21 protein-coding genes and 1 pseudogene are annotated in these 24187 nt (G+C 41.1%); 11 read left to right on the top strand and 11 right to left on the bottom strand.

Going from position 1 to position 24187, the window contains the following annotated elements; genetic code table 11:
* A complete protein-coding gene (mraY, locus tag V7K21_RS19035; protein ID WP_335176823.1) occupies positions 1–1092 on the top strand; it encodes a phospho-N-acetylmuramoyl-pentapeptide-transferase in 1092 nt (363 codons plus the stop codon).
* Positions 1093–1502: 410 nt separating this feature from the next.
* Here the strand turns inward: mraY and V7K21_RS19030 are convergent, their stop codons facing one another.
* From V7K21_RS19030 to dtd, 4 genes and pseudogenes are all read right to left on the bottom strand, one after another.
* Positions 1503–3239 carry a sensor domain-containing diguanylate cyclase gene (locus tag V7K21_RS19030; RefSeq protein ID WP_335176822.1) on the bottom strand — a complete coding sequence of 579 codons (1737 nt, stop codon included), beginning with the start codon at positions 3237–3239 and terminating at the stop codon, positions 1503–1505.
* 137 nt (positions 3240–3376) lie between these two features.
* A complete protein-coding gene (locus V7K21_RS19025; protein WP_335176821.1) occupies positions 3377–3889 on the bottom strand; it encodes a MogA/MoaB family molybdenum cofactor biosynthesis protein in 513 nt (170 codons plus the stop codon).
* A gap of 174 nt (positions 3890–4063) precedes the next feature.
* The gene (psb28, locus tag V7K21_RS19020; RefSeq protein ID WP_335176820.1) at positions 4064–4405 is read right to left on the bottom strand and encodes a photosystem II reaction center protein Psb28; all 342 of its coding nucleotides are present in this window, start codon (positions 4403–4405) and stop codon (positions 4064–4066) included.
* A 113-nt stretch (positions 4406–4518) separates the two neighbouring features.
* A pseudogene (gene dtd, locus V7K21_RS19015) lies at positions 4519–4960 on the bottom strand (D-aminoacyl-tRNA deacylase).
* Between the two features lie 163 nt (positions 4961–5123).
* On the opposite strand from dtd, the gene V7K21_RS19010 reads away from it, so the two are divergent.
* Positions 5124–5306, top strand: coding sequence for a hypothetical protein (locus V7K21_RS19010; protein WP_335176819.1), 183 nt, complete (start codon positions 5124–5126; stop codon positions 5304–5306).
* Between the two features lie 162 nt (positions 5307–5468).
* On the opposite strand, the gene V7K21_RS19005 is transcribed toward V7K21_RS19010, so the two are convergent.
* Positions 5469–6584: a CobW family GTP-binding protein gene (locus tag V7K21_RS19005; protein ID WP_335176818.1), complete on the bottom strand. Its 1116-nt coding sequence runs from the start codon at positions 6582–6584 to the stop codon at positions 5469–5471.
* Between the two features lie 136 nt (positions 6585–6720).
* Between V7K21_RS19005 and cysS the strand changes: the two genes are divergently transcribed.
* The 3 genes from cysS to V7K21_RS18990 all read left to right on the top strand — a co-directional run bounded on the left by cysS (position 6721) and on the right by V7K21_RS18990 (position 11294).
* Positions 6721–8214: a cysteine--tRNA ligase gene (gene cysS, locus V7K21_RS19000; protein ID WP_335176817.1), complete on the top strand. Its 1494-nt coding sequence runs from the start codon at positions 6721–6723 to the stop codon at positions 8212–8214.
* Positions 8215–8323: 109 nt separating this feature from the next.
* Positions 8324–9763: a TldD/PmbA family protein gene (locus tag V7K21_RS18995; RefSeq protein ID WP_335176816.1), complete on the top strand. Its 1440-nt coding sequence runs from the start codon at positions 8324–8326 to the stop codon at positions 9761–9763.
* Positions 9764–9947: 184 nt separating this feature from the next.
* Positions 9948–11294, top strand: coding sequence for a TldD/PmbA family protein (locus tag V7K21_RS18990; RefSeq protein WP_335176815.1), 1347 nt, complete (start codon positions 9948–9950; stop codon positions 11292–11294).
* A gap of 149 nt (positions 11295–11443) precedes the next feature.
* Here V7K21_RS18990 and V7K21_RS18985 read toward each other — a convergent pair whose 3' ends face one another.
* Complete coding sequence (locus V7K21_RS18985) at positions 11444–12130, bottom strand: DivIVA domain-containing protein (protein WP_335176814.1); 687 nt, start codon at positions 12128–12130, stop codon at positions 11444–11446.
* Positions 12040–12591: a pantetheine-phosphate adenylyltransferase gene (gene coaD, locus V7K21_RS18980; protein ID WP_335176813.1), complete on the bottom strand. Its 552-nt coding sequence runs from the start codon at positions 12589–12591 to the stop codon at positions 12040–12042. Before coaD ends, V7K21_RS18985 begins: the two co-directional genes overlap by 91 nt.
* A 409-nt stretch (positions 12592–13000) precedes the next feature.
* Between coaD and lgt the strand changes: the two genes are divergently transcribed.
* The 5 genes from lgt to V7K21_RS18955 all read left to right on the top strand — a co-directional run bounded on the left by lgt (position 13001) and on the right by V7K21_RS18955 (position 17819).
* Positions 13001–13876, top strand: a complete 876-nt coding sequence (lgt, locus tag V7K21_RS18975; protein WP_335176812.1) for a prolipoprotein diacylglyceryl transferase — start codon at positions 13001–13003, stop codon at positions 13874–13876.
* Positions 13877–14088: 212 nt separating this feature from the next.
* On the top strand, positions 14089–14880 hold the full coding sequence (gene cobM, locus V7K21_RS18970; protein ID WP_335176833.1) for a precorrin-4 C(11)-methyltransferase: 792 nt from the start codon (positions 14089–14091) through the stop codon (positions 14878–14880).
* Positions 14881–15232: 352 nt separating this feature from the next.
* A complete protein-coding gene (locus V7K21_RS18965; RefSeq protein ID WP_094349557.1) occupies positions 15233–15586 on the top strand; it encodes a phenylpyruvate tautomerase MIF-related protein in 354 nt (117 codons plus the stop codon).
* A 79-nt stretch (positions 15587–15665) separates the two neighbouring features.
* Positions 15666–16805: a 23S rRNA (adenine(2503)-C(2))-methyltransferase RlmN gene (gene rlmN, locus V7K21_RS18960; protein ID WP_335176811.1), complete on the top strand. Its 1140-nt coding sequence runs from the start codon at positions 15666–15668 to the stop codon at positions 16803–16805.
* Between the two features lie 543 nt (positions 16806–17348).
* The gene (locus tag V7K21_RS18955) at positions 17349–17819 is read left to right on the top strand and encodes a hypothetical protein (protein ID WP_335176809.1); all 471 of its coding nucleotides are present in this window, start codon (positions 17349–17351) and stop codon (positions 17817–17819) included.
* Positions 17820–17990: 171 nt separating this feature from the next.
* On the opposite strand, the gene V7K21_RS18950 is transcribed toward V7K21_RS18955, so the two are convergent.
* Positions 17991–18170, bottom strand: a complete 180-nt coding sequence (locus tag V7K21_RS18950) for a replication restart DNA helicase PriA (RefSeq protein WP_335176807.1) — start codon at positions 18168–18170, stop codon at positions 17991–17993.
* 928 nt (positions 18171–19098) lie between these two features.
* Complete coding sequence (gene uvrC, locus V7K21_RS18945; RefSeq protein ID WP_335176805.1) at positions 19099–20976, bottom strand: excinuclease ABC subunit UvrC; 1878 nt, start codon at positions 20974–20976, stop codon at positions 19099–19101.
* A gap of 615 nt (positions 20977–21591) precedes the next feature.
* Here uvrC and V7K21_RS18940 point away from each other — a divergent pair.
* Positions 21592–21771, top strand: coding sequence for a hypothetical protein (locus tag V7K21_RS18940; RefSeq protein WP_335176803.1), 180 nt, complete (start codon positions 21592–21594; stop codon positions 21769–21771).
* Between the two features lie 21 nt (positions 21772–21792).
* Here V7K21_RS18940 and V7K21_RS18935 read toward each other — a convergent pair whose 3' ends face one another.
* Positions 21793–22215, bottom strand: a complete 423-nt coding sequence (locus V7K21_RS18935; protein ID WP_335176801.1) for a response regulator — start codon at positions 22213–22215, stop codon at positions 21793–21795.
* Positions 22216–22769: 554 nt separating this feature from the next.
* Positions 22770–23783 (bottom strand): NF038130 family PEP-CTERM protein, encoded by a 1014-nt coding sequence (locus V7K21_RS18930; RefSeq protein WP_335176799.1) that lies wholly within the window; start codon positions 23781–23783, stop codon positions 22770–22772.
* Positions 23784–24187 lie beyond the last annotated feature (404 nt).

Raw genomic sequence — 24187 nt, 5'->3', positions numbered from 1 at the left:
GTGGACGCTAAATTATCTCCTGAGCAAGGATTAAATATTTCTGGAATCGCTCTAGCCTCTTTATTAGCCGTAGGGCTAGGTACAACAGCATTTTGCTTGGATTCAATGGCCAATCGGCTACCCTGGCAAAGTATGTCGTTGACCTTGCCACTACTCTTGTGTGCGCTGGGTTCAGGTGCCGCGGGCTATTGGGTAATACCCCTGCTTCAAGCCCTCAAAACTGGACAAATAATTCGCGAAGATGGGCCCCAAGCCCATCTAAAAAAGGCAGGTACCCCAACAATGGGCGGTATATTTTTCATACCTATAGGTGTGATAATTGCCTGCATATTGTCTAACTTTGTTACAGACGTGCTTGCAGTTTCGGCATTGACAGTCAGCTACGGATTGATTGGCTGGCTTGACGACTGGCAAATTCTGCGCCGGAAGTCAAATAAAGGTATATCTCCCCAATTGAAACTGGCTTTGCAGGTGAGTTTTGCCGCAGTGTTTTGTCTATGGCTGATGTTTAATCAACCTTCTAATATTACAAATATTGCTTTGCCTTGGGTGAGCTTCACACTACCTTTAGGATTCCTATTTTGGCCATTAGCAGGTTTTGTGCTAGTTGCAGAAAGTAATGCGACTAATTTAACAGATGGTATTGATGGCTTGGCGGCAGGAACAGTAGCGATCGCACTTTTGGCATTAGGTGCCTTGATTGCACCTACAGCACCTGGGTTAATGGTTTTCTGTGCTGCTTTAAGTGGTGGGTGTTTAGGTTTCTTAGCCCATAATCGTAACCCAGCCCGCGTTTTTATGGGAGATACCGGTTCTTTAGCACTGGGAGGAGCTTTAGCTGCTGTAGGGCTATTGACAAACACCTTAGTAGCTCTATTCATTCTCAGTGGTATCTTCTTCGTGGAAACTCTTTCTGTGATGGCACAGGTAAGTTATTACAAAGCCACTAAGGGCCCTGATGGCAAAGGCAAGCGCCTTTTCAAAATGGCACCCTTACACCATCATTTAGAACTGACTGGCTGGTCAGAATTGCAAGTGGTTGGAGTATTTTATGTCATTGCTGCTATATTGGCTGCTATCTGCTTGGCGTAGGCGCAGCCCGCCGCAGGCATCGCTCCATTCTGAATCGTTTGAAAAACTGCTCGAATACAAAATGACAACTCCCACATCTTCAGGGAGTTATTTTTTTATCCGGGAAATTTATGAGTTTCTAATTTCTATGCTGGAAAGTCTGACCGAATTTACGATGTTTCAATTTTGGACAATGAAATTGTTGGCGGAGCCTCTTTTAGAGAAGATTCTTGCATTCCATTATTTAATGCATATTTGAGACTTGCGAATTTAAACGCGAGAATAATTTTATTTTTCCATCATCCAAACATTTTTTGACAAGCAAGTGATTTGATTGCTGGGGTCAATTTAAAATCTAAAATCTAAAATTGATTGACGCTTGATGCAAACTGAAGGGCTAGCTATTTCACTGTTTGTGGTGTTATGAATTATTAATTACAGGTATTTACATACTCCATAACCCGATTCTTTCCTGTTCGCTTTGCCTCAAGCATCGCTTGATTTGCCCGATTCAGAAAATCCTTAACCGTAATCCCTGGTTCTGATACAGCTATTCCAAAAGAAGCGGTGATGCTTTCGAGGATCTGATCGCCGTCCTTCAATTGCATTTGTTCAACATCTACCCTTAGTTGTTCTACTCGCTTCCTGAGGGTTTCCAGCGTCATATTTGGCATCACAATTACAAATTCTTCACCACCCCATCTGCAAGCAATGTCAAGGGAGCGAATAGATTTTAACAGCAGCTTTGCTAATTCCTGGAGAACAATGTTGGCAGTCACATGCCCATAGCGCGAGTTGTAAGATTTGAAGTTATCGATATCAAAGAAAATAACACTAAGAGGTTGTCCTGATCGATTAGCTTCCGCTAGCCTCTGTTCCGTTATGGTTTGCGTATAGCTTTGCTTGAATAGTTGGGTCATCCCATCCCGCAAATTATCATAGGTTAGACGTTGTTTGATCGATATATTATTTAGTGCAAAGCCTAATGTTCTAGCAATAATCTCAGTAAGTTGTTGATCTTCTGAACTTATTTCTTCTAGTGCATAAATATGTAAAATTCCAACTACTTCACCTTGTCCAAAGAATGGAAAACACAAATGTGTACCACTAACAGGCTGGATTAAATGGCTGCATACAAGTCCTGATTTACCAAAAGATAAAAGATTGAATTTACCTCTCCGTAATGCCCAACATTCAGATTGTGAAAATATTTGTTTACTGGTTCTGATTGTTTCATCTCCCCAAATACTATTCATCTGAACATAATTCTTGGAATTAGCAATTATACAGATACAACCACTCATGTTAGGAAACAGCTTGGAACAGGTTAAAGCAACTGCTTGATACACCTCATCTTTAGACTCGCAGCAATAAAGCATATCTGCCATATCTGAGAGATATATAAGTTCCCGTTTTTTTGCTTCTAATTGCCGATTTAGCTTGGTGAGCGATCGCTGTGCTTCTATGGATTCTGTAATATCAATACTGATCCCACCGATGCGACAAGCGCCCGTTGGGTAATCGTTAAACGGAAACTTAAACGATAGCCAGTAGCACGGCTGATCATTACCAGGTATCTTTACCTCTTCAATCAGCTTCAAGGGGCGTAGAGTCTTCAAGACGACTTGATCGTTTTCCATTACCCGCCGCCCCTCTTCTGGATCTGGTAAGTATTCACTATCCGTTTTCCCCAACCATTCTTGTGGACCTACCGAAAATCTAGACTGTAGCTCCTGGTTGTAGTAAAGCAATCTAGATTGCTCATCTTTGATATAAGCTGCAAACGGGCCCTGATCGAGGAATAGCCGTTGTATCTGCTGGCTGCGCCCAAGTGAGCGGATATCTTCTTGATATCTGGCAATCACCTCTAAAATTTGATAGGCGGTTGGCATTAGGCAGAGTAAGGCAGATAATGAAACAAACGCCATTACATCAAGTACGCCTAAGTGCAGCAGGGACACTGCCACATGTGGCTCAAAGATCGCCAGAAGGTGATGAAATCCGCAAAATAGTACAAATCCACCTGATAAGAAAAAGGCTAGCCAAAACTTAGAAGGAATAGTTGCCTTAGTTTTGGCAAAGAAAACCCCTATTACTATGGGGATGCCAAAGTATGAAAATGCAGTGATGCCGTGAGCAATTATGCAGTTCCAGTAAATAGGCTCCATTGCTGATCTAATATTAAAATTTCATCCGTTTTACTATAATTCTAGATAGACCCAAGATGTAAGCATACAAGGAATGAGTTGAATGTGTGATCTGTTATTTTTACAAGAGTTCTCATGGTAACTTTCTCTAAAGCTGCTTATTTCAGCCCCTTACAAACCTGACTTACTAAGTGAACGAGTTCGGGCAAAATCAATTTTTCCATCGCCAGGCGCACAGCATTACTGGAACCAGGAAGCGAGAAGATTAATTTATCTTGATAAACACCAGCAACAGCGCGAGAAGCGATCGCCCGCGAACCAATTTCTTGATAACTTAAAAAACGAAATAACTCACCAAATCCTAATAAGGTTTTCTCTAGTAATTTCTCAATGGCATCGTAGGTGGTATCTCTTGGTGCAATACCTGTACCACCATTGAAAATTACAGCATTCAAATTTGAGCTTTTAGCCAGACTTTCTATCTGCCCTTGAATTTGTGTTGGTTCATCTTTGATAATTGTGTAGGCTCCTACAGCATGGTTAGCATCAAGAAGTAACTGCTGAATTAGCTGACCGCTTTTGTCTGTTTCCAAAGTGCGTGTATCACTGACAGTAACCACAGCACAAGTAACCACAATTCCAAGCGAATCTGGATGGGGTTGTTGTGTCATCGATTAAACTTTTAACTTTTGATAATGGTCAATTGGGCACGGAGAATGGCGCATTGGACATGAAAAAATTACCTATGCCCAATGCCCAATGCCCAATACAACTCTTGGAGAGGCTGCGCCAACAGCTTCTCGTAGAGACGCTCTTGCGTTCGCTCAGTGCAAGTGCCCAATACCCTATTTTTTAGCTTTGCTGAGTCCAAGATCGTTTTCCTCAGCATACCGTTCCATGAAGCGCATAAAGCGATCCCATTCTTGGGGAGATTTCATCACGTAAACTGCTTCTAATGCTTCTGGTTTTCCGTTGACAAACTTACCCTTAACTTCACGGGTAATTATCTCCCCTTCTTCGTCAATCAAGTACATTCCGGTAATGTCTTCGGTGCTATTTTGATCTAAAATCTTCGGATTCGTAAAAATAAACGTCGCTGTACCACTTTCGCCACTGCGCGATCGCGTCAGGCGCACCTCTGGAGTTACTTCTTCGTCAATACCTTTAGAAAACTGGATTTTCGCCATGATGAGTGAATTTAAACTTTTGTGATGGTTAATTTAATATTCTCTCATCAATTAGAACACCACGGTCTACAGGCTACTGTTATTCCTCTTTGTAGTGTATATACTTAAACCGCTTATTTTTCAAGTAACAAAGTAACGGGGCCATCGTTTTCAATTGTAACTTGCATCATTGCACCAAATTGACCTGTTTCCACCTGCAAACCGCTAGCTCTTAACTTGGTAACAAAACGATAATACAAAGCTTCTGCTGATTGGGGAGCGGCTGAACGGTCAAAAGAAGGACGGCGACCTTTAAAGGCAGTCACCGTAAAGGGTAAACTGACTGACTACTAACAAATCGCCGCCAATTTCTTGTACAGATTTTTGCCAACGGTCTCCTTCTTGGTCAGGAAACAGCCGGAATTCCAAGCACTTACGCACTATCCAGTCGATTTCAGCATCAGTATCGGTATTGGCAATACCCACGAGCAAATTTAGCCCCCGCCCAATTTTGCCGACAATTTCATCATTAACTGTAACCTGAGATGATTTAACTCGCTGGATAACAACGCGCATTTTAATCTAAACGTTGATCAACGTTTCAATTTTAGAGCAATGTCTACGAGGGGCTACGCCTACGCATTCTTAAACCGCAGAGGTGCAGAGGACACGGAGAAATCAGAGTTTGAGAGATATTTTGCGTAAGTCCTAAATTCAACAATTGCTGCGGAGGGAACTTATGCAAGAGTCAGTAACTTATCAAGCTATCCTTGCTGAAGGTCATGCCCAAGAAGTGCGGCGTGTAACGATGAATTTGCTCAAAGAGCGAATCTCGGTGGAAATAGTGGCGAAAGTGACGGGGTTATCCGTGGAACAGGTACAGCAGTTGGTGAGTGAAGAAGTTAGTAATGCAGGAGAGTGAGGAAGCGATGTCTACGACGGGCCACGCCTACGCTATTCTCTCATTTTCATTGCTCAAAATCGATGGCGGAGCCATTAAAAATGCATTCCCAGGTTCCACCTGGGAACGAGTACGAATAAACGTACAGACGCGATTAATCGCGTCTCTCCTCACTCCTAACTTTTATTTTCCAAAGCCTTTACCGCGAGAGGTTGAAGGTAGACAAATACAGTTTTCGAGTTGAGTAATTAAAGCCTCACGATCCAAATTTTGACCAATTAGCACTAGCTGGTTTTTCAATTTACCTTGCCATTCATCATCATCTAAGGTGAAGCGTTTACCGCAAAGGTGGAAAATATGACGCTTCGGACTTTCATCAAACCACATAATCCCCTTTGCTCGGAAAATATTTGAGGGTAGCTGGTTATCTAAGAAATACTGAAACTTCCTAATAGAAAAAGGCTTGTCACTTTGGAAAGATATGGAAGTAAAACCATCATTTTCTAAATGATCAGAATGATGGTGATGATCGTGATGGTCATGGTGATGATCGTGATGCTCGTGACCGCATGTTGAGTGGTCATGATCATCATGAGCGTGATGATCATGGTCGTGATGGTCGTGGTCATCTACCACTGTGTCAAAATATTTATCAGACTCAAATAGACCAACACTCAGAATTAAAGGAAGTGGCACTTGCGATCGCGTGGAGCGGATAATTCTCGCTCCTTCCTTAACTTCATTAATTTTTCTTTCTAACTCATTCAAAGTGGCTTCATCAACCAAATCAGTCTTGTTCAGCACAATAACATCGCCATAGGCAATCTGGCTGTATGCCGCCTCAGAGTTAAATAAATCTAGGCTGTAATTCGCCGCGTCTACTACGGTAATAATCGAATCCAAGCGGGTTAAATCCCGCAATTCTGTACCAAGAAATGTTAAAGCTACTGGTAGCGGATCTGCCAATCCAGTTGTTTCCACTACTAGATAATCTAGATTTTCTTGACGTTCTAAAACTTTGTAAACTGCATCTACCAAATCATTATTAATGGTGCAGCAGATACAACCATTATTTAGCTCCACCATGTTCTCACCAGTGGAAACAATTAGCTCGTTGTCGATGCCAATTTCGCCAAATTCATTCACCAGAACAGCGGTTTTCAAACCCTGTTGGTTGTTGAGGATATGATTAAGTAAAGTCGTCTTGCCACTACCGAGGAAACCCGTAATAATTGTTACTGGCATTCCTTGTTTGGGCGTATCCATTGCGGAAGAATCGGGTGTAACTGCTGATTGCATAGCGCTGTTATCAAATAGTCAAAAGTAGTAATGTAGCGCAGATAGTCCAGAAAACACTAACATAGGGATGCTGGACTGTCATCCCAGCTGCCTTACCCTATTATTACGTATCTTCTTATTTCAGCATTACTCTGTTATGACCCTAACCCTTTACAATACCCTCACCCGTCGTCAAGAACCGTTTGAAACAGTCGAACCAGGCAAGGTTAAGATGTATTACTGCGGCGTGACGGTGTACGACTACTGCCATTTGGGTCATGCGAGAGCTTGCATTGTTTGGGATGTAATCCGCCGATCCCTCCAGTTTATCGGCTATGAAGTCCGATATATCCAAAATTTTACTGATATTGATGACAAGATTCTGAATCGAGCCTGTGTTGAACATTCATCGATGGAAGCTGTAGCCGATCGCTTTATCAAAGCATATTTTGAGGATATGGCGCGGCTAGGGATCAAAGAAGCTGATGAGTATCCCCGTGCTACCCACACGATGAATGGGATTTTGCGGTTAATTCATGAGTTAGAAAATAAGGGTTTTGCCTACCCTACTGACGGTGATGTGTATTATCCAGTACGACAGTTTGCTGAGTATGGCAAGCTTTCTGGCCGCAGGTTAGAAGATATGCAAGCCGGGAAAAGCGATCGCGTCAACGTGGATGATCCAGAATACCAAAAAAAGAAAGACCCTTTTGATTTTGTTTTATGGAAAGCAGCAAAACCGGGAGAACCTGCTTGGGAATCACCTTGGGGCGCAGGTCGTCCTGGGTGGCATATAGAATGCTCGGCAATGGTGCGCGATCGCTTGGGTGATACCATAGATATTCATGCTGGTGGTACTGACTTAATTTTTCCCCACCACGAAAATGAAATTGCTCAATCTGAGGTTGTGACAGGAAAACCTCTAGCGCGTTACTGGTTGCATAATGGCATGGTGACAGTAGATGGGGAAAAAATGTCCAAATCTTTGGGCAACTTTATCACTATTCGAGAATTGCTGGATCGAGGAGTTGACCCGATGGCAGTGCGGTTATTTGTACTGACTGCTCAATATCGCACACCAATTGATTTTAGCGATGAAGCGATCGCCGCAGCAACCAACGGTTGGCACACCATTAAAGAAGGTTTACTCTTCGGCTACCAATACGGCAAAAAACTAGGCTGGGATTTAGAGACTGCCTACTGGGGACTAGGGACTGGGAATATCCCAATACCCAATACCCAATATGTAGTAGCCAATCCTTATGTTGATCGTTTCCAAGAAACTGTGAATAACGACTTTAATTTTCCGGGTGGGTTAACAGTGCTGTTTGAATTAGCCAAAGAACTGCGCCGTGAGGGAAATATTATCGTGCATGAAGGTAAAACTGAAACTTCCCCTGATGAGTTGAAGCGTCAATGGCAAACTCTTGTCACATTGGCTGGAGTTTTAGGTTTAGAAGTTGAGATAGAAGCGGAAACTGACAAGATTAATGGTTTAAGCGATACGGAAATTGAAGCGAAAATTCAGCAAAGGCAAGAAGCACGTATTACCAAAAATTTTGCTGAAAGCGATCGCATTCGTGACCAACTTCAAGCAGAAGGTATTACGCTAATTGATAGCCGTGATGGCACACGCTGGCACCGGAATTAGAGGGTACTGGGAACTGGGGACTAGGAATTGAATTCTTCCCAATGCCCGATTCTCAATGCCAAATTTCCAATGCCCAATTCCCAATTCCCAATTCCCAATTCCTTAAATTATGTGGTCTGAACTTAAAAAAGCGATCGCTAGTTTCGACATTCCCGCTGATTGGATCGGTATTAGAGCCGTAAAGGAGACTTCTACTACCCGTTCAGTCCGTGACGGCTTACCCCAGGTAAATGGCAAATCCTTCACTATAGGAGCCATGCTGGAAGTTTTAGTTAATGGCTGTCTGGGTTATGCAGCTACTAACTCCCTGGAACTGTCTTCCCTACAAAATGCTGCCGAAACAGCCTATAAACAGGCACTAGCAGCCAGTGAATGGTGGATACATCCCTTCCGTGAAAGTGAGCGCCCTAAAGTCATTGGTGAATATAAATCTCCATTTATTGAGCCATTGGATGCTCTGAGTCCGGGAGAAATCAACGATTTACTGGTTCGGATTTGCCAAACACTGAAAGTTGACGACAAGATTGTGCAAACCATAGCCAGTGCTAGCACCATTGAGAGGGAATCTTGGTTTATTAGCAGCAACGGCTCAGAAGTCTATCAAAAAATACTATCTATAGGTACTAATTACGGAGCCACCGCCCAAGATGGAGCGGTTGTACAGCAGCGCAGCAACAACGGCTCGCAAGCAAACTGTTACCAAGGTGGACTAGAGCTTTTAAAACAAGAAGACTTATGGCATCGGGTGCGGCAAATTGGCGAACAAGCAGTAGAACTCTTGACAGCAGAAGAATGCCCAACCACCCGTACCAATTTAGTTTTAGCCCCAGACCAAATGATGCTGCAAATCCATGAAAGTGTCGGGCATCCCCTAGAAATTGACCGAATTTTGGGAGATGAGCGTAACTATGCTGGAGGCAGCTTCGTTAATAAAAGTGATTTTGGCAACCTAGTATATGGTTCGCCACTGATGAATATTACCTTTGATCCCACCGTGGCTGGTGAATTTGCTAGCTATGGCTTTGATGATACGGGTGCTGTAGCAATGCGGGAGTATTTGGTAAAAGAAGGTGTACTCCAACGGGGTTTAGGCAGTCTAGAGAGTCAAGCAAGAACAGGTGTACCAGGAGTTGCCTGTGCCCGTGCTTCCTCATGGAATCGACCAGCGATCGATCGCATGGCAAACTTGAATTTAGAGCCTCTAAACGCCACCTTTGAAGACATTATTGCTGGGATAGAACATGGCGTTTACATGGAATCTAACCGATCTTGGTCAATTGACGATCGCCGCTACAAATTTCAATTTGGTTGCGAGTACGCTAAATTAATTGAAAACGGTAAACTCACCAAAACCCTCCGCAATCCTAACTATCGCGCCACAACACCAGAGTTTTGGCACAGCTTAATCCAAGTTGGAAATGCTGACAACTGGGAAATGTATGGTACTCCTTATTGTGGTAAAGGAGAGCCAAATCAGGCCATTTGGGTAGGACATGGTTCACCTGTTTGTGTATTTGCTAATGTCGAAGTTTTTGGTGGAGGAAGTTAAAAGAGTGCAAAGTTAGGAGTTAGGAGTACAGACGCGATTAATCGCGTCTGTACAGGAGTTAAAAGTTAAAAGTTTTGAATTATAAAATTATTCAACTTTTAATTTATAATTCATAATTCATAACTCATCACTTATAAATCATAACTTTCTCCCTCTTACTATTACCTATTAATATTTAATATCCATGAAAATTAAGGAATTATCTGCGTTAGAAGTCAGCTTTAATCAACTGATTGAAAATCTCCTGAACAAAAAAGCAGAAAATGAACAATTCACTGTGAGACTAAGCAGTGAAAGGAGTCAATTTACTCGTTTCAATCATGCGAAAGTGCGACAAACTGGTTGTGTTGCTGATGGTTGGATCGAACTGACTTTGATGGCAGACCAGCGCAGCAGTGTTCGACAGTTTCCCTTTACTGGAAATTGGGACGTAGATTGGCAGTTAACATATGCTGCTTTGCAGGAACTACGTGACGAACTTATTCTATTACCCATCGATCCATATCTAGTTTTACCATCAGGAACTAACACCAGCCGGGAAGTACATTTGGGGAATTTATTGGCAGCGGAGACAGTAGTACCCAATGTGCTAGAACTGGTTACTAAATTGGATTTTACTGGCATGTATGCTGGAGGTGTTGTAATTAAAGCTTATGGTGATTCTAACGGACAGAAACATTGGTTTGCTACTGATTCTTTTACCTTAGATTATTCTCTGTTCTCTACATCTGGACAAGCCGTTAAGGGCACATTTGCAGGGAATGATTGGGATAAATCTGCTTATATAGCCAAAATCAGCGAAGCCAAAAACCAACTAGAATTGCTTTCTCGCCCAGCTAAAGAATTACCACGGGGACAGTACAAAACTTATTTTGCACCTGCTGCTGTTGGAGATTTATTAATGATGCTTTCTTGGGGATCTGTGAGCGAAGCTGATATTCAGCAAGGAAACAGTGCTTTAGCTGCTCTATGGCGTCAAGAAAAACAACTTTCGACTGCATTTAGTTTAAAAGAAAACTTTCAGCGAGGATTAGTACCACGATTTAATGAATTAGGAGAAGTTGCAGTACCGGAGTTACCTGTAATAGAAAAAGGATATTTAGTAAATACTCTAGTGAATTCTCGAACGGCTAAGGAATATCAAAAAATTGCCAACGGTGCTAATGTTTCAGAGACTTTACGATCACCAGAAGTGAGTCCAGGAAATTTGATATTTGAGCAGATTTTTCCGAGTTTAGATACCGGATTATATGTATCTAATTTGCATTACTTAAATTGGAGCGATCGCCAAACTGGTAGAATTACAGGTATGACCCGTTATGCTTGTTTTTGGGTAGAAAACGGCGAAATTATTGCCCCCATTGAAAACTTACGTTTTGATGAAAGTCTCTATCGCTTTTGGGGAGAAAACTTAGTAGATTTCACCAATTTTCAAGAATTCATTCCGGAAGTGGGAACATACGAAAGTCGTCAACTTGGAGGTAGTTTAGTTCCCGGTATGCTGGTGGAAGATTTTACTTACACGCTGTAATTAGGTGTTAAATTGGGTCAATCTGTATGTATTAGCAACAGAATTACAAGCTAAAATTTTAAATTTATTACTAGGTAGATTCCCTAAAATTATTCATTAATGAAAATAGTTGGGTTAAGCAATAGCGAAACCCAACCGATAATTTTTCCTCATCTATTGTTAGAATCTCTATTTTTTTTGCTAGGAGGTGAATTACGCTGCGTGAGGTTATCAATTTGTAATTGTTGCCGTCCGTTGGTGATAACTCGTAACATCTCTTTGAGATCCTGCTCAATATTTTCCAGGATGCCATCGGCATAAGCATCAGCACCATCTTCAATTTCTTGAGCCTGAGCGATCGCAGTTTGTCGCATTTGCTCTAACTCTTGCTGACAAGCATACCGTTTGCGGTCAATTTCGGCGAGTGTTTCTTGCATCATTGCCTCACACTCTTGTTGCACTTGTCGCCGCAGTTGTTCAGCTTCTTGTTCTGCCTGTTGAATAATATCGCTTTCAGCTAAAATTTGCGCTCTTTTTGCTTGCGCGGACTCAACAACCTGCTGTCCATACTCTTCCGCTTCTAGCAGAACTTCATCCTTTTGGTCAAGGATGACTGCTGCTTGTTGAAAAAGTGATGGTAAAGCAAGCCGGATGTAATCAAGCTGATCGAGCAGCTTTTCTTCATCTATGAGAGTGCGTCCCGTCAGCGGAATCCTCAGACTAGAGAGAACCATTTCCTCTAAGCGGTTGAGTTCCTGCTGAATATCTATGCTTCCCTCTCCACTGAGATACTCTTCAGGGGGGGGATTGCTTCCGTTGAGATTGGGTTCAACATTGGAGAGTTGTGATTGTAGCATTGGTATATATCCAGGGCAATGTGTGGGGGAACGAGATGATCGATAGAGCCACCAAACCTTGCAATCTCTTTTACCACACTACTACTTAAAAAACTATACTCATTTGAGGTTGCGAAAAAAACTGTTTCTATTTGGGTAGAAAGAGTTTTATTAGTGTGAGCCATTTGCAGTTCCACTTCAAAATCTGACACAGCCCGTAAACCCCGAAGTAAAACTTGTGCTTGTCGCATTTGAGCATAGTTGACGGTAAGACCGTCGAAGCTGTCTACTTCTACATTAGGTAGATGTTGTATAGAAAGACTGATCTGATCTAGCCTTTGCTGCACGCTAAAAAGTGGCATTTTATTGGGGTTCCGCAGTACAGCGACAATGACGCGTTCAAACAGGCGACTACCGCGCCCAATGAGGTCAAGGTGTCCCAAGGTGATGGGGTCGAAGCTACCAGGATAAATAGCAATCACAATTTTAGATATATCAAAGTTGTTTAGGTGATTATATCGAAACTCTTTTGTGTAACTTACTCAAATTTACCATCTTGCGCTCTGAGTAAGAATGCTAAACTCAATTGTTTTAGTGGTACAAGTTATGCTCAACTAGGCGTTAGGAACTATAGCGGTTCTCACTTCGGTGCAATATAATCGCAACCTCACCCCTTTTGTTTGCTAAGGAGAGGGGTTGGGGGTGAGGTTGAACAACCTATTTCATGCAAACGAAAACCGCTATAAACTCCTAAATATGGATGCTGGATTTTTACCTACGTCCCCATAATGTTGTGGAGGATTTAAGTGTAGTTCCAGAATTCGAGACGTAAGAAACTCCGTACTTAGCAAAGTGCGCGGGTAGTTAACGAACTTTTCTAGGTAATTTTTCATGGCCCTGGATTTTTCCATCTTGCCCTTGGCGTTTCAATTTACTTCTCCAGGACCGATTCTGGTGAAAATAGGGCCATTAGCTATCCGCTGGTATGGCTTATTGATTGCCACAGCAGTGTTAATTGGCGTCATCCTTTCCCAGGATTTGGCAAAGCGTCGTAATGTTAATCCGGAGTTGCTAGGCGATTTGTTTTTTTGGTTGTTGATTGGGGCAATTCCTGGCGCACGGTTATATTACGTTTTCTTTGAGTGGTCAAAATATGCCCCAACTCCAGGAAAAATCTTTGCAATCTGGGAAGGAGGTATTGCCATTCATGGAGCGATTCTTGGTGGCGTTTTGGCTGCGTTAATCTTTGCCAAAATTAAGCAGGTTTCTTTTTGGCAACTGGCAGATTTAGTAGCGCCTTCGCTGATTTTAGGGCAGGCGATCGGACGTTGGGGCAATTTCTTTAATTCTGAGGCTTTTGGCGATCCTACTGATTTACCTTGGAAACTGTATATTCCACCAGACCATCGTCCTCTAGAGTATGCTAGTTTCGATTACTTTCATCCCACCTTCCTGTACGAATCTCTGTGGGATTTAATGGTGTTTACACTATTAATAACCTTGTTTTTCCGGTCTTTATCCGGTAAGCCACGCCTGAAAGTAGGCACGCTGTTTCTAGTTTACTGGCCAGCCTATAGCTTAGGACGCTTGTGGATCGAAGGTTTTCGCACTGATAGCTTAATGCTGGGTTCGTTAAAAATGGCACAAGTCGTCAGTAGTTTAGGAATTTTATTGGGATTAGTTGGATTAGCTTGGCTTTACTTACTTAAACGCCCTTTACCCGATGTAGTTCCTACTCCTAAGGGAAATGGGGAGAGTGGAAGATGAGGAAGCAGGGGAGAAAGAATAACTAATGCCCAATATTCAATGCCCAAAAAATAAAAAATGCCCCAGAGTATTCTCTAGGGCTTAACCAGGGTGCATCTACCATTACTCTCTACTAGGCAAAGAGGGTGAATCCGGAAAGATACTGAGAAAATAACAAAAAAGTTTTTTGAGGGATTGCCGTGTGTTCTTCTAAAAGTGAATATACAGAAAACCTGAGCTATAAAAAAACACTATACGCCATAGAACCATCTGTGTACATTGTCGGAGCAGGCCCTGGAGATCCGGATTTATTAACGGTGAAGGCGCAGAGACTACTAGCTGTTGCTGATGTGATTTTATTTGCTGATTCTTTAGTACCCGAAGAGATTTTAGAACTTTGCCGAAAAGATGCGGAGGTAATTAGGACTGCAAATCAGACTTTAGAAGAGATTTTGCCGATTATGATCGATCGGGTGCGATCGCAGCACAAATCTGTAGTCCGTCTCCATTCTGGCGATCCTAGTCTTTACAGCGCCATCCACGAGCAAATGCACCTCCTAGCAGAGGCAAATATTCCTTTTGAAGTTATACCAGGTATCAGCGCTTTTCAAGCCGCTGCTGCCAAACTTAAAGTAGAACTGACTGTCCCTGGTTTAGTCCAAACCATCATTTTGACACGCATCAGCGGACGTACAGAAGTCCCCGCCACTGAAGAATTAGCCTCTCTGGCGGCACATCAGGCTAGCCTCTGCTTATATCTCAGTGCGCGTCACGTCGAAAATGCTCAAGCTAAACTACTCGAACATTACCCAGCCGAAACCCCCATTGCAATTTGCTTTCGCATCGGATGGCCCGATGAAAAAATCAGGGTTGTCCCTCTTAATCAAATGGCAGACTGCACTCATAAAGAAAAACTAATTCGCACTACACTTTATATCATTAGTCCAGCACTCTCGACAGCAACAGGGCGATCGCGTTTATATCATCCCGAACATAGTCATCTATTTCGCTCGTCTCATCACTAAATGCTAGGGCATTGAGCATTGGGTATTGGGCATGGGGAACAGGTCTTTGAGGTGGATGAACGAGTATCTGAGGTGGATGAACGAGTCTTGGAACCAATGCTTCAGGGATTTCCAAGAAATAAATTATCCAAATAAACGAACCACAGAGACGCAGAGAACACAGAGAGGAGAAATAAAGAGGATTTTTGCGTCAGTTTTGGGATATTTTTTGATTTGGAAGTCCCTCAACTTCTAACTCTCCCTCATCCCCCTGCTTTCCCACTCCCCATCTCTCTAATATTTGTACTCTGTACTTCTGCGTTTCGATAAACTTAACAATGTAAATAAAATCCAAAATTCTAATTTCGATGCTATGCCATTAATTAAAGTGCAAACTTCTGCATCTGCTCCTCAAAAAGCTGAAATTGAGTCAATGCTTTTAAACCTATCAGCCAAGTTAGCGAAACATTTGGGAAAACCCGAATCCTATGTAATGACTGCTTTTGAACCGGGAATCCCCATGACCTTTGCAGGCAATACAGATCCGGTTTGTTACATTGAAATTAAGAGTGTTGGCACGATGAAGCCAGACCAAACCGCAGCAATGAGTCAAGACTTTTGCCAGCAGATTAACCAAACTCTAGGTGTACCTAAAAATCGCATTTACATCGAGTTTGCAGACGCCAAGGGGGCAATGTGGGGCTGGAACGGCACAACCTTTGGTTAATTCCCCGTCTTCTTTGGTCAAGATTAACTTGATCTGGCAGGTGTAGGATAGAGATCCTACATCAATTCGTGATTTTTTTATGTCTGCTACGCCTCTTGTATCTCAGGTTGACTTACACAACCCAGAAAAATCCGAATTAATCCCTCCCCTTCTAGGTGCTTCTCTTGCAGAGTTAAGCACTTGGGTGCAGCAGCAGGGACAACCTGCTTACAGAGGAAAGCAACTGCATGAATGGATCTATGACAAGGGGGCGCGATCGCTATCTGATATTTCTGTCTTCCCTAAGCAATGGCGCAAAGAACTCGCAGAAATCCCGATTGGGCGCTCAATTTTACATTACCGCTCTGTGGCACCCGATGGTACAGTCAAATATCTTTTACGATTAACAGACGGGCAAATTATTGAAACTGTTGGCATCCCCACCTTTGCAGAAAGGGGAGAAGGCCCAAAATCTCGGCTGACAGTTTGTGTTTCTACTCAGGTGGGTTGCCCAATGGCGTGTGATTTTTGCGCTACTGGTAAGGGAGGCTACAAGCGCAACCTAGCACGCCATGAAATTGTTGATCAGGTGTTGACTGTGCAAGAAGATTTTCAGCAACACGGCAGTCGCTACAATGGGGGGAACCCCCGCAACGCGCTGCCTCGGGTTAGCAATGTGGTGTTTATGGGACTGGGTGAACCGTTGTTGAATACTGAGAATGTCTTAGCAGCCCTGAAATCCCTGAATCAAGATGTTGGTATCGGACAACGATCGCTTACAGTTTCAACTGTTGGTATTCGCGATCGCATCCGTCAGTTCGCGCAAAACAATTTGCAAATTACTCTCGCTGTTAGTCTTCACGCACCTAACCAAGCACTGCGGGAAAAACTCATCCCCAGCGCCCGCGCCTATCCTCTAGAAGATTTGCTGGCTGAATGTCGAGAATATGTAGAAATCACTGGACGCCGCGTTACCTTTGAATATGTTCTCCTTGCTGGTGTCAACGATTTACCAGAACATGCATTAGAACTGGCGAAACGCCTGCGAGGATTCCAAAGTCATGTAAATTTGATTCCCTATAACCCTATTCAAGAAGTAGACTACAAACGCCCCAACCGCGATCGCATTCAAGCATTTGTCAACGTCCTTAAGCAGCAAAATATTGCTGTTACCGTCCGTTATTCCCGTGGTTTAGAAGCCGATGCTGCTTGTGGACAACTCAGAGCAAGTAAAAATTAAACCTTTTGCAGTCCATTTTATGAATGAATTAGGACTAGCCCTTTCAAGGTGAGTCATAAAATCTTAGTTCTGGCGATAAAATCTCTACTTTATCTATGTTCTCTGTGCCCCTGCGGTTAAAAAGTAATTTATGGAATTACTCCATACGCAGAGAACATAGAGATCAGAAAAATTCTTATCCAAAAATTTTACTCACCTTAGGTAGGTGGATTACGGAAATCCGGCAAACCATGTCAAAAATTTAAATGTATAATTTAATTAAGATGAATATCTCAAAAAGGATATTTTTATGAAAAATCAAGATAATGCACTGGATATAACCTTGATTTAGGAAGCTATTCTCAATGCACTGATATTTAGAGAACGTTATGGACTGGAGACGCCGAAGGAATCGTGCAAACCCATAACGGTGAATAAAGCATTAACTTTAGTTAGCTATTTCAAGCCCCTACATTTATGTATAGGGTAATTATCAATTATTTTGCCATTTTAAGGGTTTAGCGATCGCTCAACCCAACCTATAACAATTGAGGAAATAACTGTATGTTGAATCGCTTATTAATGGTTAAAGCATGGCTACTATTGATTGTGCTTGCAAAAGCCTTGTCGATGAATTCTGCTGCATCTGCACAAGTAATTCAAACGAATCCTCAACAAACCGAGTCTTTTCAAGAAAGAATGACACAACAACAAGAGCAGCGAAATCAGCAAACACAACAGCAATTTAAGGAAACATGGCTACGGCAAAACCTTCAAGATCCACGACTACAACAACAACAGCAGATAATACAACAGCAAGATTTTACAAGACAACAGCAAGAACTGATCCGCCAACAACAATTAAGACTACAACAAGAAGAAACAAGACTGCAACAGCAAGATTTTACACAACAGCAACAACTGAGAATACAACAGCAACAACTCAGGCAAGATCAACAAATTAGACAACAGCAATTTAGATTACAAGAACAGAGACTACAGCAACAATTCAGACAACAGAAGAATAAGCTGTGAAGTGTTCAAAATTTATGATATAGCGTTTCCTAAGCAACTGAGGTACACTCAAATCTTTTTCCCCAAAATTAGTAGCTTTGAAAACGTACCTCATTAGGTTGGGAACCGCTACAAGTAACTTGTATTATTAAAAATTAGAGAAAACATTCTCCAATTTTTAATTTTTATTATCTAGCGATGTGCATAAATTCCTGGCGCATAAGCCTCAATGACTTTGCCAGTGCGAGTGCAAGTAATCATCAAGTAGTCACAACTAGGGCATTGTGTACGAGTTAATTGACTATCATAAATATAATAGCGTTCTGCTTTGCTGCCACAATTTGGGCAGTAAATCTTTTCTACTGTCTGCATTTTAAAACCCCTGGTTGTAATTATTTTTTATTTGATCAAGCTGCCAGTTAAAGTAGCAAACACTTTGGTTTGACCCAACTTAACAAACGACTTTAATATTGGCTGATTATTTTAAACAAAATTTCAAGTTTGAAAAATTCTAGATTTCTCTATGTATTTTCCTATAATTTAAGTGATATTACCCTCCTACTTTAGATACATAATTTATTTTTTCATTAAATCCTGCTTAGAGATTTACTGATCCCTATGACGAATCCTTTGAGAAAGCATTCTTTATAGTCATTTCAGACGAATACAAAAAAAGCCGTTATTGTATTCAAAAATTAAAACAAAGAAAATACTGTATATTTAGTAACAAAATTTTTATCTTAAGATTTAGTTAATATTTACTGCCAAGATTTATCAGATTAAGTTTTGGTGAGATAATTTCATCAAAATTATCTCACTTATGAGAGACCGTAAATTTACGGTTTATACACAGCTTAAATTGTCGCAGACAACTTTAATTGAATCATCTGTGAAAGTGGAACTACTATACTGTGGCGTCAGTTTGCCTACCTTTAACAAGGAGATTTTGCCACCAATACGCTTGGGTTAGCGTCAAAAACCATAAACTGCGTAGGTTGGGTTGAACGAAGTGAAACCCAACAAACTACTGAAAATGTTGGGTTTCATTCCTCAACCCAACCTACGATTCTCCTTAACCCAAGCGTATTGATGCCCCTTGTCTTAAGCTCTTATCGTTACCTACATCCGACGATAAAGGCTTATATTGCATTGAGTGGACTTCGGCTATCAGCCGGCGGGATGTCAGGTAAACACCATAGTTTGACTGTTACAAAAATATGGATAATTACAAGAGGATTTTGCCCCAAATTTTGTTAATTGAGATGGTAGCTAGATTTACGCGCCCGCTGTACTACTCTCCTCAGGTGGGATGAAAATAATCGTAAATTTCTTGAGCTAAACGCGGTCCAATTCCAGGAACCTCAGCGAGTTGTGGGGTTGTTGCTTGCCGAATATAATCAACTGAGCGAAAATGCCCTAGTAGCTGCTTTTGTCGATGATGTCCTAAGCCAGGAATTTCATCTAAACGCGATCGCTTCAATTTATCACTGCGCTGCTGACGATGGAAACTGACTGCAAACCGATGCGCTTCATCTCGCAACCGCCGCAACAACTGCACCCCTGGTTGTTCTGCATCAGTTGTCAAAGGTTTAGATTCTCCTGGTAAAAAAATCTCTTCTCGCTGCTTTGCTAAACTCACAACTCGCAAGTCTTCTAATAAATTCATCTCTTGCAAAACAGCAATAACTGATGATAACTGACCTTTACCACCATCGATCATGATTAAATCAGGCCAATCTGGATTACCCAAACGTGACAACTGTGGATCGTCGCCATACTTGCGAAACCGCCGTTGAATAACTTCAGCAAGACTAGCAAAATCATCTGAATGTCCCGCCGTCACCGTGGGATTTTTAATTTTGTAGTGGCGATAATGCTGTTTAGCGGGTAATCCGTCGATAAACACGACTTGCGAAGCTACAGCATTTGACCCTTGAATGTGAGAAATGTCATAACCTTCGATGCGATGAGGAACATCTGGTAAATCAAGAATGGCGGCTAAATCTTGCATTGCTTGGTGATTGCGATCGCCAAATTTCTGCATTCTTTGCAATTCATACTGGGCATTTCGCTCTACCATTTCAATTAATTCTGCCTTAGTTTGCCGCAAAGGAGTCAAGATTGTGACTTTTTTACCTTTGCGTTGAGTTAAGACATCCGCCAATATCTCGCTATCTGGTAAATCATGCTGTACCAAAATTTCTAAAGGTATTTCCACTGAGTCAGCAGTTTGGTAATGTTCCTCTAAAGCTCGTTGCAAAATAGCTCCCGGTTCTGCGTGAGCATCCGCCACAAAAGCCAAGCGTCCTACCAATTGTCCAGCGCGAATCTGGAATAGTTGAATGCAGGCGTATTCTTCGTTGGCTGCCAGTGCGATCGCATCCCGTGAAACTGTATCATCTGGTAAGGAAACTTTTTGATTGGCTGTCAGCGACTTTAACCCAGAAATTTGGTCACGAATCCGTGCTGCTGACTCAAAATTCAAGTTTTCCGATGCTATGTTCATCTGTTGAGTCAAAATATCAATCAGTTCCTGAGTTCGCCCTTGAAAGACCATCGCTATTTTTTGCACAATTTTGCGATATTCTTCTGGTGGCATCATCTGTTGACACACACCCGGACAACGCCCTAAATCATAATTCAAGCAAGGACGGTCTTTGAAAAGTGGTTGAGGTCGTTGTCGCTGTGGGAAGATGCGCTTGCATAGGCGGACAATTTCTCGCAATAAACCAGCGTCAGTATAAGGTCCGTAAAATTTATCCTTTTCTTTGCCGAATTGGCGTTTACGGGTAATAAAAATTCGCGGATAATCTTCTGACCAAGTGATGCAGAGATAGGGATATTTTTTATCATCTTTGAGCAGCACGTTAAAGTATGGCTGGTGCTGCTTGATCAAGTTGGCTTCTAGCGCTAGCGCTTCGGCTTCAGTATCAGTGACGATGAATTCAATTTCTGTCACCAACTTGACCATCGTGGCGATGCGTTCACTCTTGTTGTAGCCATCCCGGAAATAGGAACGGACACGTGATCGCAGCTTACGTGATTTACCTATATATATAATGCGATCGCTTTTGTCCCGCATGAAATAAACCCCCGGTTCCGGTGGAATTTCGGCTAGACGGTTTTCCAATCTTTCTGGCTCTTTAACCAGTGGTAGTATTTGAGTAGATATTGCCACAACCAAAATTAGGTAATCTTTCTCTATTTTAAGAAAAATTATTTTTTCGTGCCGATTTAATAGAGTAATTATCAAGTAAATATAAAATAGGTAGGCTTTTAGGCGGCATACAGATAAGTCTGAGACTCGGTTTATAACCTAGTACAGTATGGTCTCTACCATCTCAATTAACAAAACTTGGGGCTTAACAAGGGATTTTCCCCCTTGTTAAACTTTGGACACAGTGTACTAGACGCCCTGCTGCAAGCATCAGAACTTTGGAGCAGAGGAGAGTTTGTCTAGCTGTCGGCTGCTACTATCACAATAAAAACTTGACTTTTTGAATCTATAATTAACATTTTAAAATCGATAATGAATTCTTATTTAAACATTCATTTATTTAAATAAATTATTTTTTCATCTTAATTTTAGCTAAATTTATATTTTTATTATTAAATCTAATTAAACTTTTAAATGTTACTTAGATAAAATTTAGATAATTAATTATTATAAAATAATACTTTTGGGGTTAATTTTAACTTATAACATTAAGCGATTTAACGGATTTAGGAAGTTAAACTTACGAATATCATTAGGAATATAGCTATTACAATAATTTCAGGTACGAGTTGAACGATGAATATGCAAGACTTTGAAGCCCAATACCGGGAAGCTATGGCTGAAACGCTCAATGATTTGCAAACAGCAGTTTTGTTGTTAATGCAAGTACAACATAAAATTTCAAAAATTGGCAGTTCTGTGCAACATATTAGTGAGCGAGTTGAAGAGTTCATTGCAGACCAAAAAGCGGAATAAATGCACATCCAGTAGAAAAGTTTATCTGTGACGACAAGTCAACTCTTCTTCAATTGTAAGTATAAGAGCCTTGAGTTTTAAAGGTTTGACAAAATAGCGACGTGCGCCCAAACTCAGAGCTAGTTCTTGATCTGCTTTAAAAGCAAAGGCTGAAACCACAATGATTGGTATTTTTGACAAATCAGGTTCTTGCTGGACTTGTTTTAAGAGCGAATAACCGTCAATATCTGGCAATTTCAAGTCTAATAACATTAAATCTGGCTCAAACTTCTCTATAGTTGAGAAAAAAGTAGAGCCTTCTGATAAGCTTTGGACATCGTACCCAGAATAACTTAGATAGTCACTCAATAACATCCTATTGAGATCATGGTCTTCAACTAGCAAAATTCGTCTAAGTGTGTGTGACCGTAATGGCTGATCTATATTGAATAATTGTACTGTCATTGCTACCTATTATCTTAAGTAAAAGCCGACAATTATGACCAGAAACTAGAACGGGAGTGTATTTAAACTGTAAAACCTATAAAAACTTGACTTCTGTAATCTAGTCAAAGATATTAATAAATTATATTTAGCTGCACTCAAATACTTAATGATAGTATACTTGAATATAATTTTCATCAAATATCAAGTTTATTTTGGCAATTTTTTTAAAATTTATAGTATTAAATAAACGACTAATTTAAAAAATCGAAGTTGCTAATTTGTATTAGTAAAACTACTTAAGTAATACTGAAACTAACGTAGATTAATTGCCCTTACTATAAAATTTTTCATCTGGATGTTAGGGTAAGTAATACCATTTTCCGAAATTGCTGTTACAAATATATTGGTCGGGGCGTAGATATGTATACCCTTCCAAACGATTCATTTGTTGCAAATATTTTTATAAATAGTATAACCTAGAAGGTTAAATCATCTTATAGCTGGATAGAAGTATTCATAAAAAAAGGGAGCTATTAGCTCCCTTACTTATTTGTAGTTTTGAACCTGCAATCTTAAATAGATGCTTTTTTAAATTTGCGTTGCGTCACAAAGACGCCAGCAACACCCAACAGACCAATTATTATTGATGGTTCTGGCACTCTCTTTGGAGGAGCGGTGTATCCAGGTGTGTGCCAAGTGTAATACTGGGTGCCGGATATGCCGTCATCAGAGGCTGTAATTTCAGATCCAGTAGGGTTAAAGCTATAGGCGTAGTAAGTATTATTGTCATTAACTACCTTGGCAATTTCACTAGCTCCGATTCCGCCTTGGTAGGCGTTTAATGCAGCTTGCACGCCAAGGAGGTCTTTGAATGATGTCAGTTGATCTATTTGAGTTTGCAGCGTTAGCTTCGTAGGAAGAGAGGTTAGAGGCGAGTTCAGCGTTAGTTGAAGTAATGAAATCTGAGTTTGAACTTCTGAAGCGCTTGGTAGAATTGTTTTTCCTGGAAATAGTGATGTCAATGTTTGGGTAAGTTTAGTAGAAACTGTATCTAAGAGTTTGGTTCTTACATCCACTTGACCAACCAATTTCAGTTCCACACCCCCATTTTCTCCGAATTGGAAGCTGCCAATGTTAGGGTCTCCTATTCCTAATAAAGGGAAAAAACTCGTTACTAATGATTGGGTACTCGGTGAAAACCCATTCCACACTGACTTGAATGGAGTATAAGTAGCCAACAGATCACTCAGCCATTGCGAACCAAAAGTATTCCAGTCACTAGCAGTGACACTGGTAACGGTGGCACTGTAGTTTCCTTGTGTGGCGGTGAAACCAACGTTAGAAGTTGGGTTTTCGGTAGTATACCAAAGCTCCACGTTAGAGGAGACATTATCATCACTCAAGGCTTTGGAGGCAGCTATAGTATCATTTGCAATAAACTTGCCATTTAACCCACCAGTATAAGTTCTAATTTCATTTGGGTTATTGAAACTAAAAGATGTAGCGTGTGCTGGAGCAGTGCCAAGAGCGCTTATACCAATAGCCATTGAGACGCCAATTACAAGTTTCTGAAAAGTCATCTTCATTGTTTTCAAGTCTCTGTTAGTTTGGAAGTTAAGTTTTAAACTACTGCTGTTTTTAGGCTTGGGCTGTACTGAATACGGGCTTTTTGGCAATACGGCTGCTTAAAACCTTTCTCCGTATTATGTAATACTTTAGTATCTTAGCTGACACTAACAAGCTTAATAAACGCGGAGACCTGATTGGGTAAAGTTCCTGTTAATTATTAATAAAAAAATGAAGAATATTTTGAGATTATTTTAAGTTTAATTACTTATTTATTTAAAAGTTGGTAGTTATAAAAACTACTTTAAATAAATTTTGATCTGAGTATAATATGTATCCGCTCAGAAAACCGGGGCAGGGAGAAAAAAGTAAGTAAGTGCGTCGTAGAATATGAAACATGACGCAACAATCATCACCAGATCAA

This window comes from Nostoc sp. (assembly GCF_036919595.1).
Lineage (GTDB): Bacteria > Cyanobacteriota > Cyanobacteriia > Cyanobacteriales > Nostocaceae > Nostoc.
The sequence above is the reverse complement of the archived record's forward strand: the minus strand, read 5'-3'. Positions and strand labels throughout refer to the sequence as shown.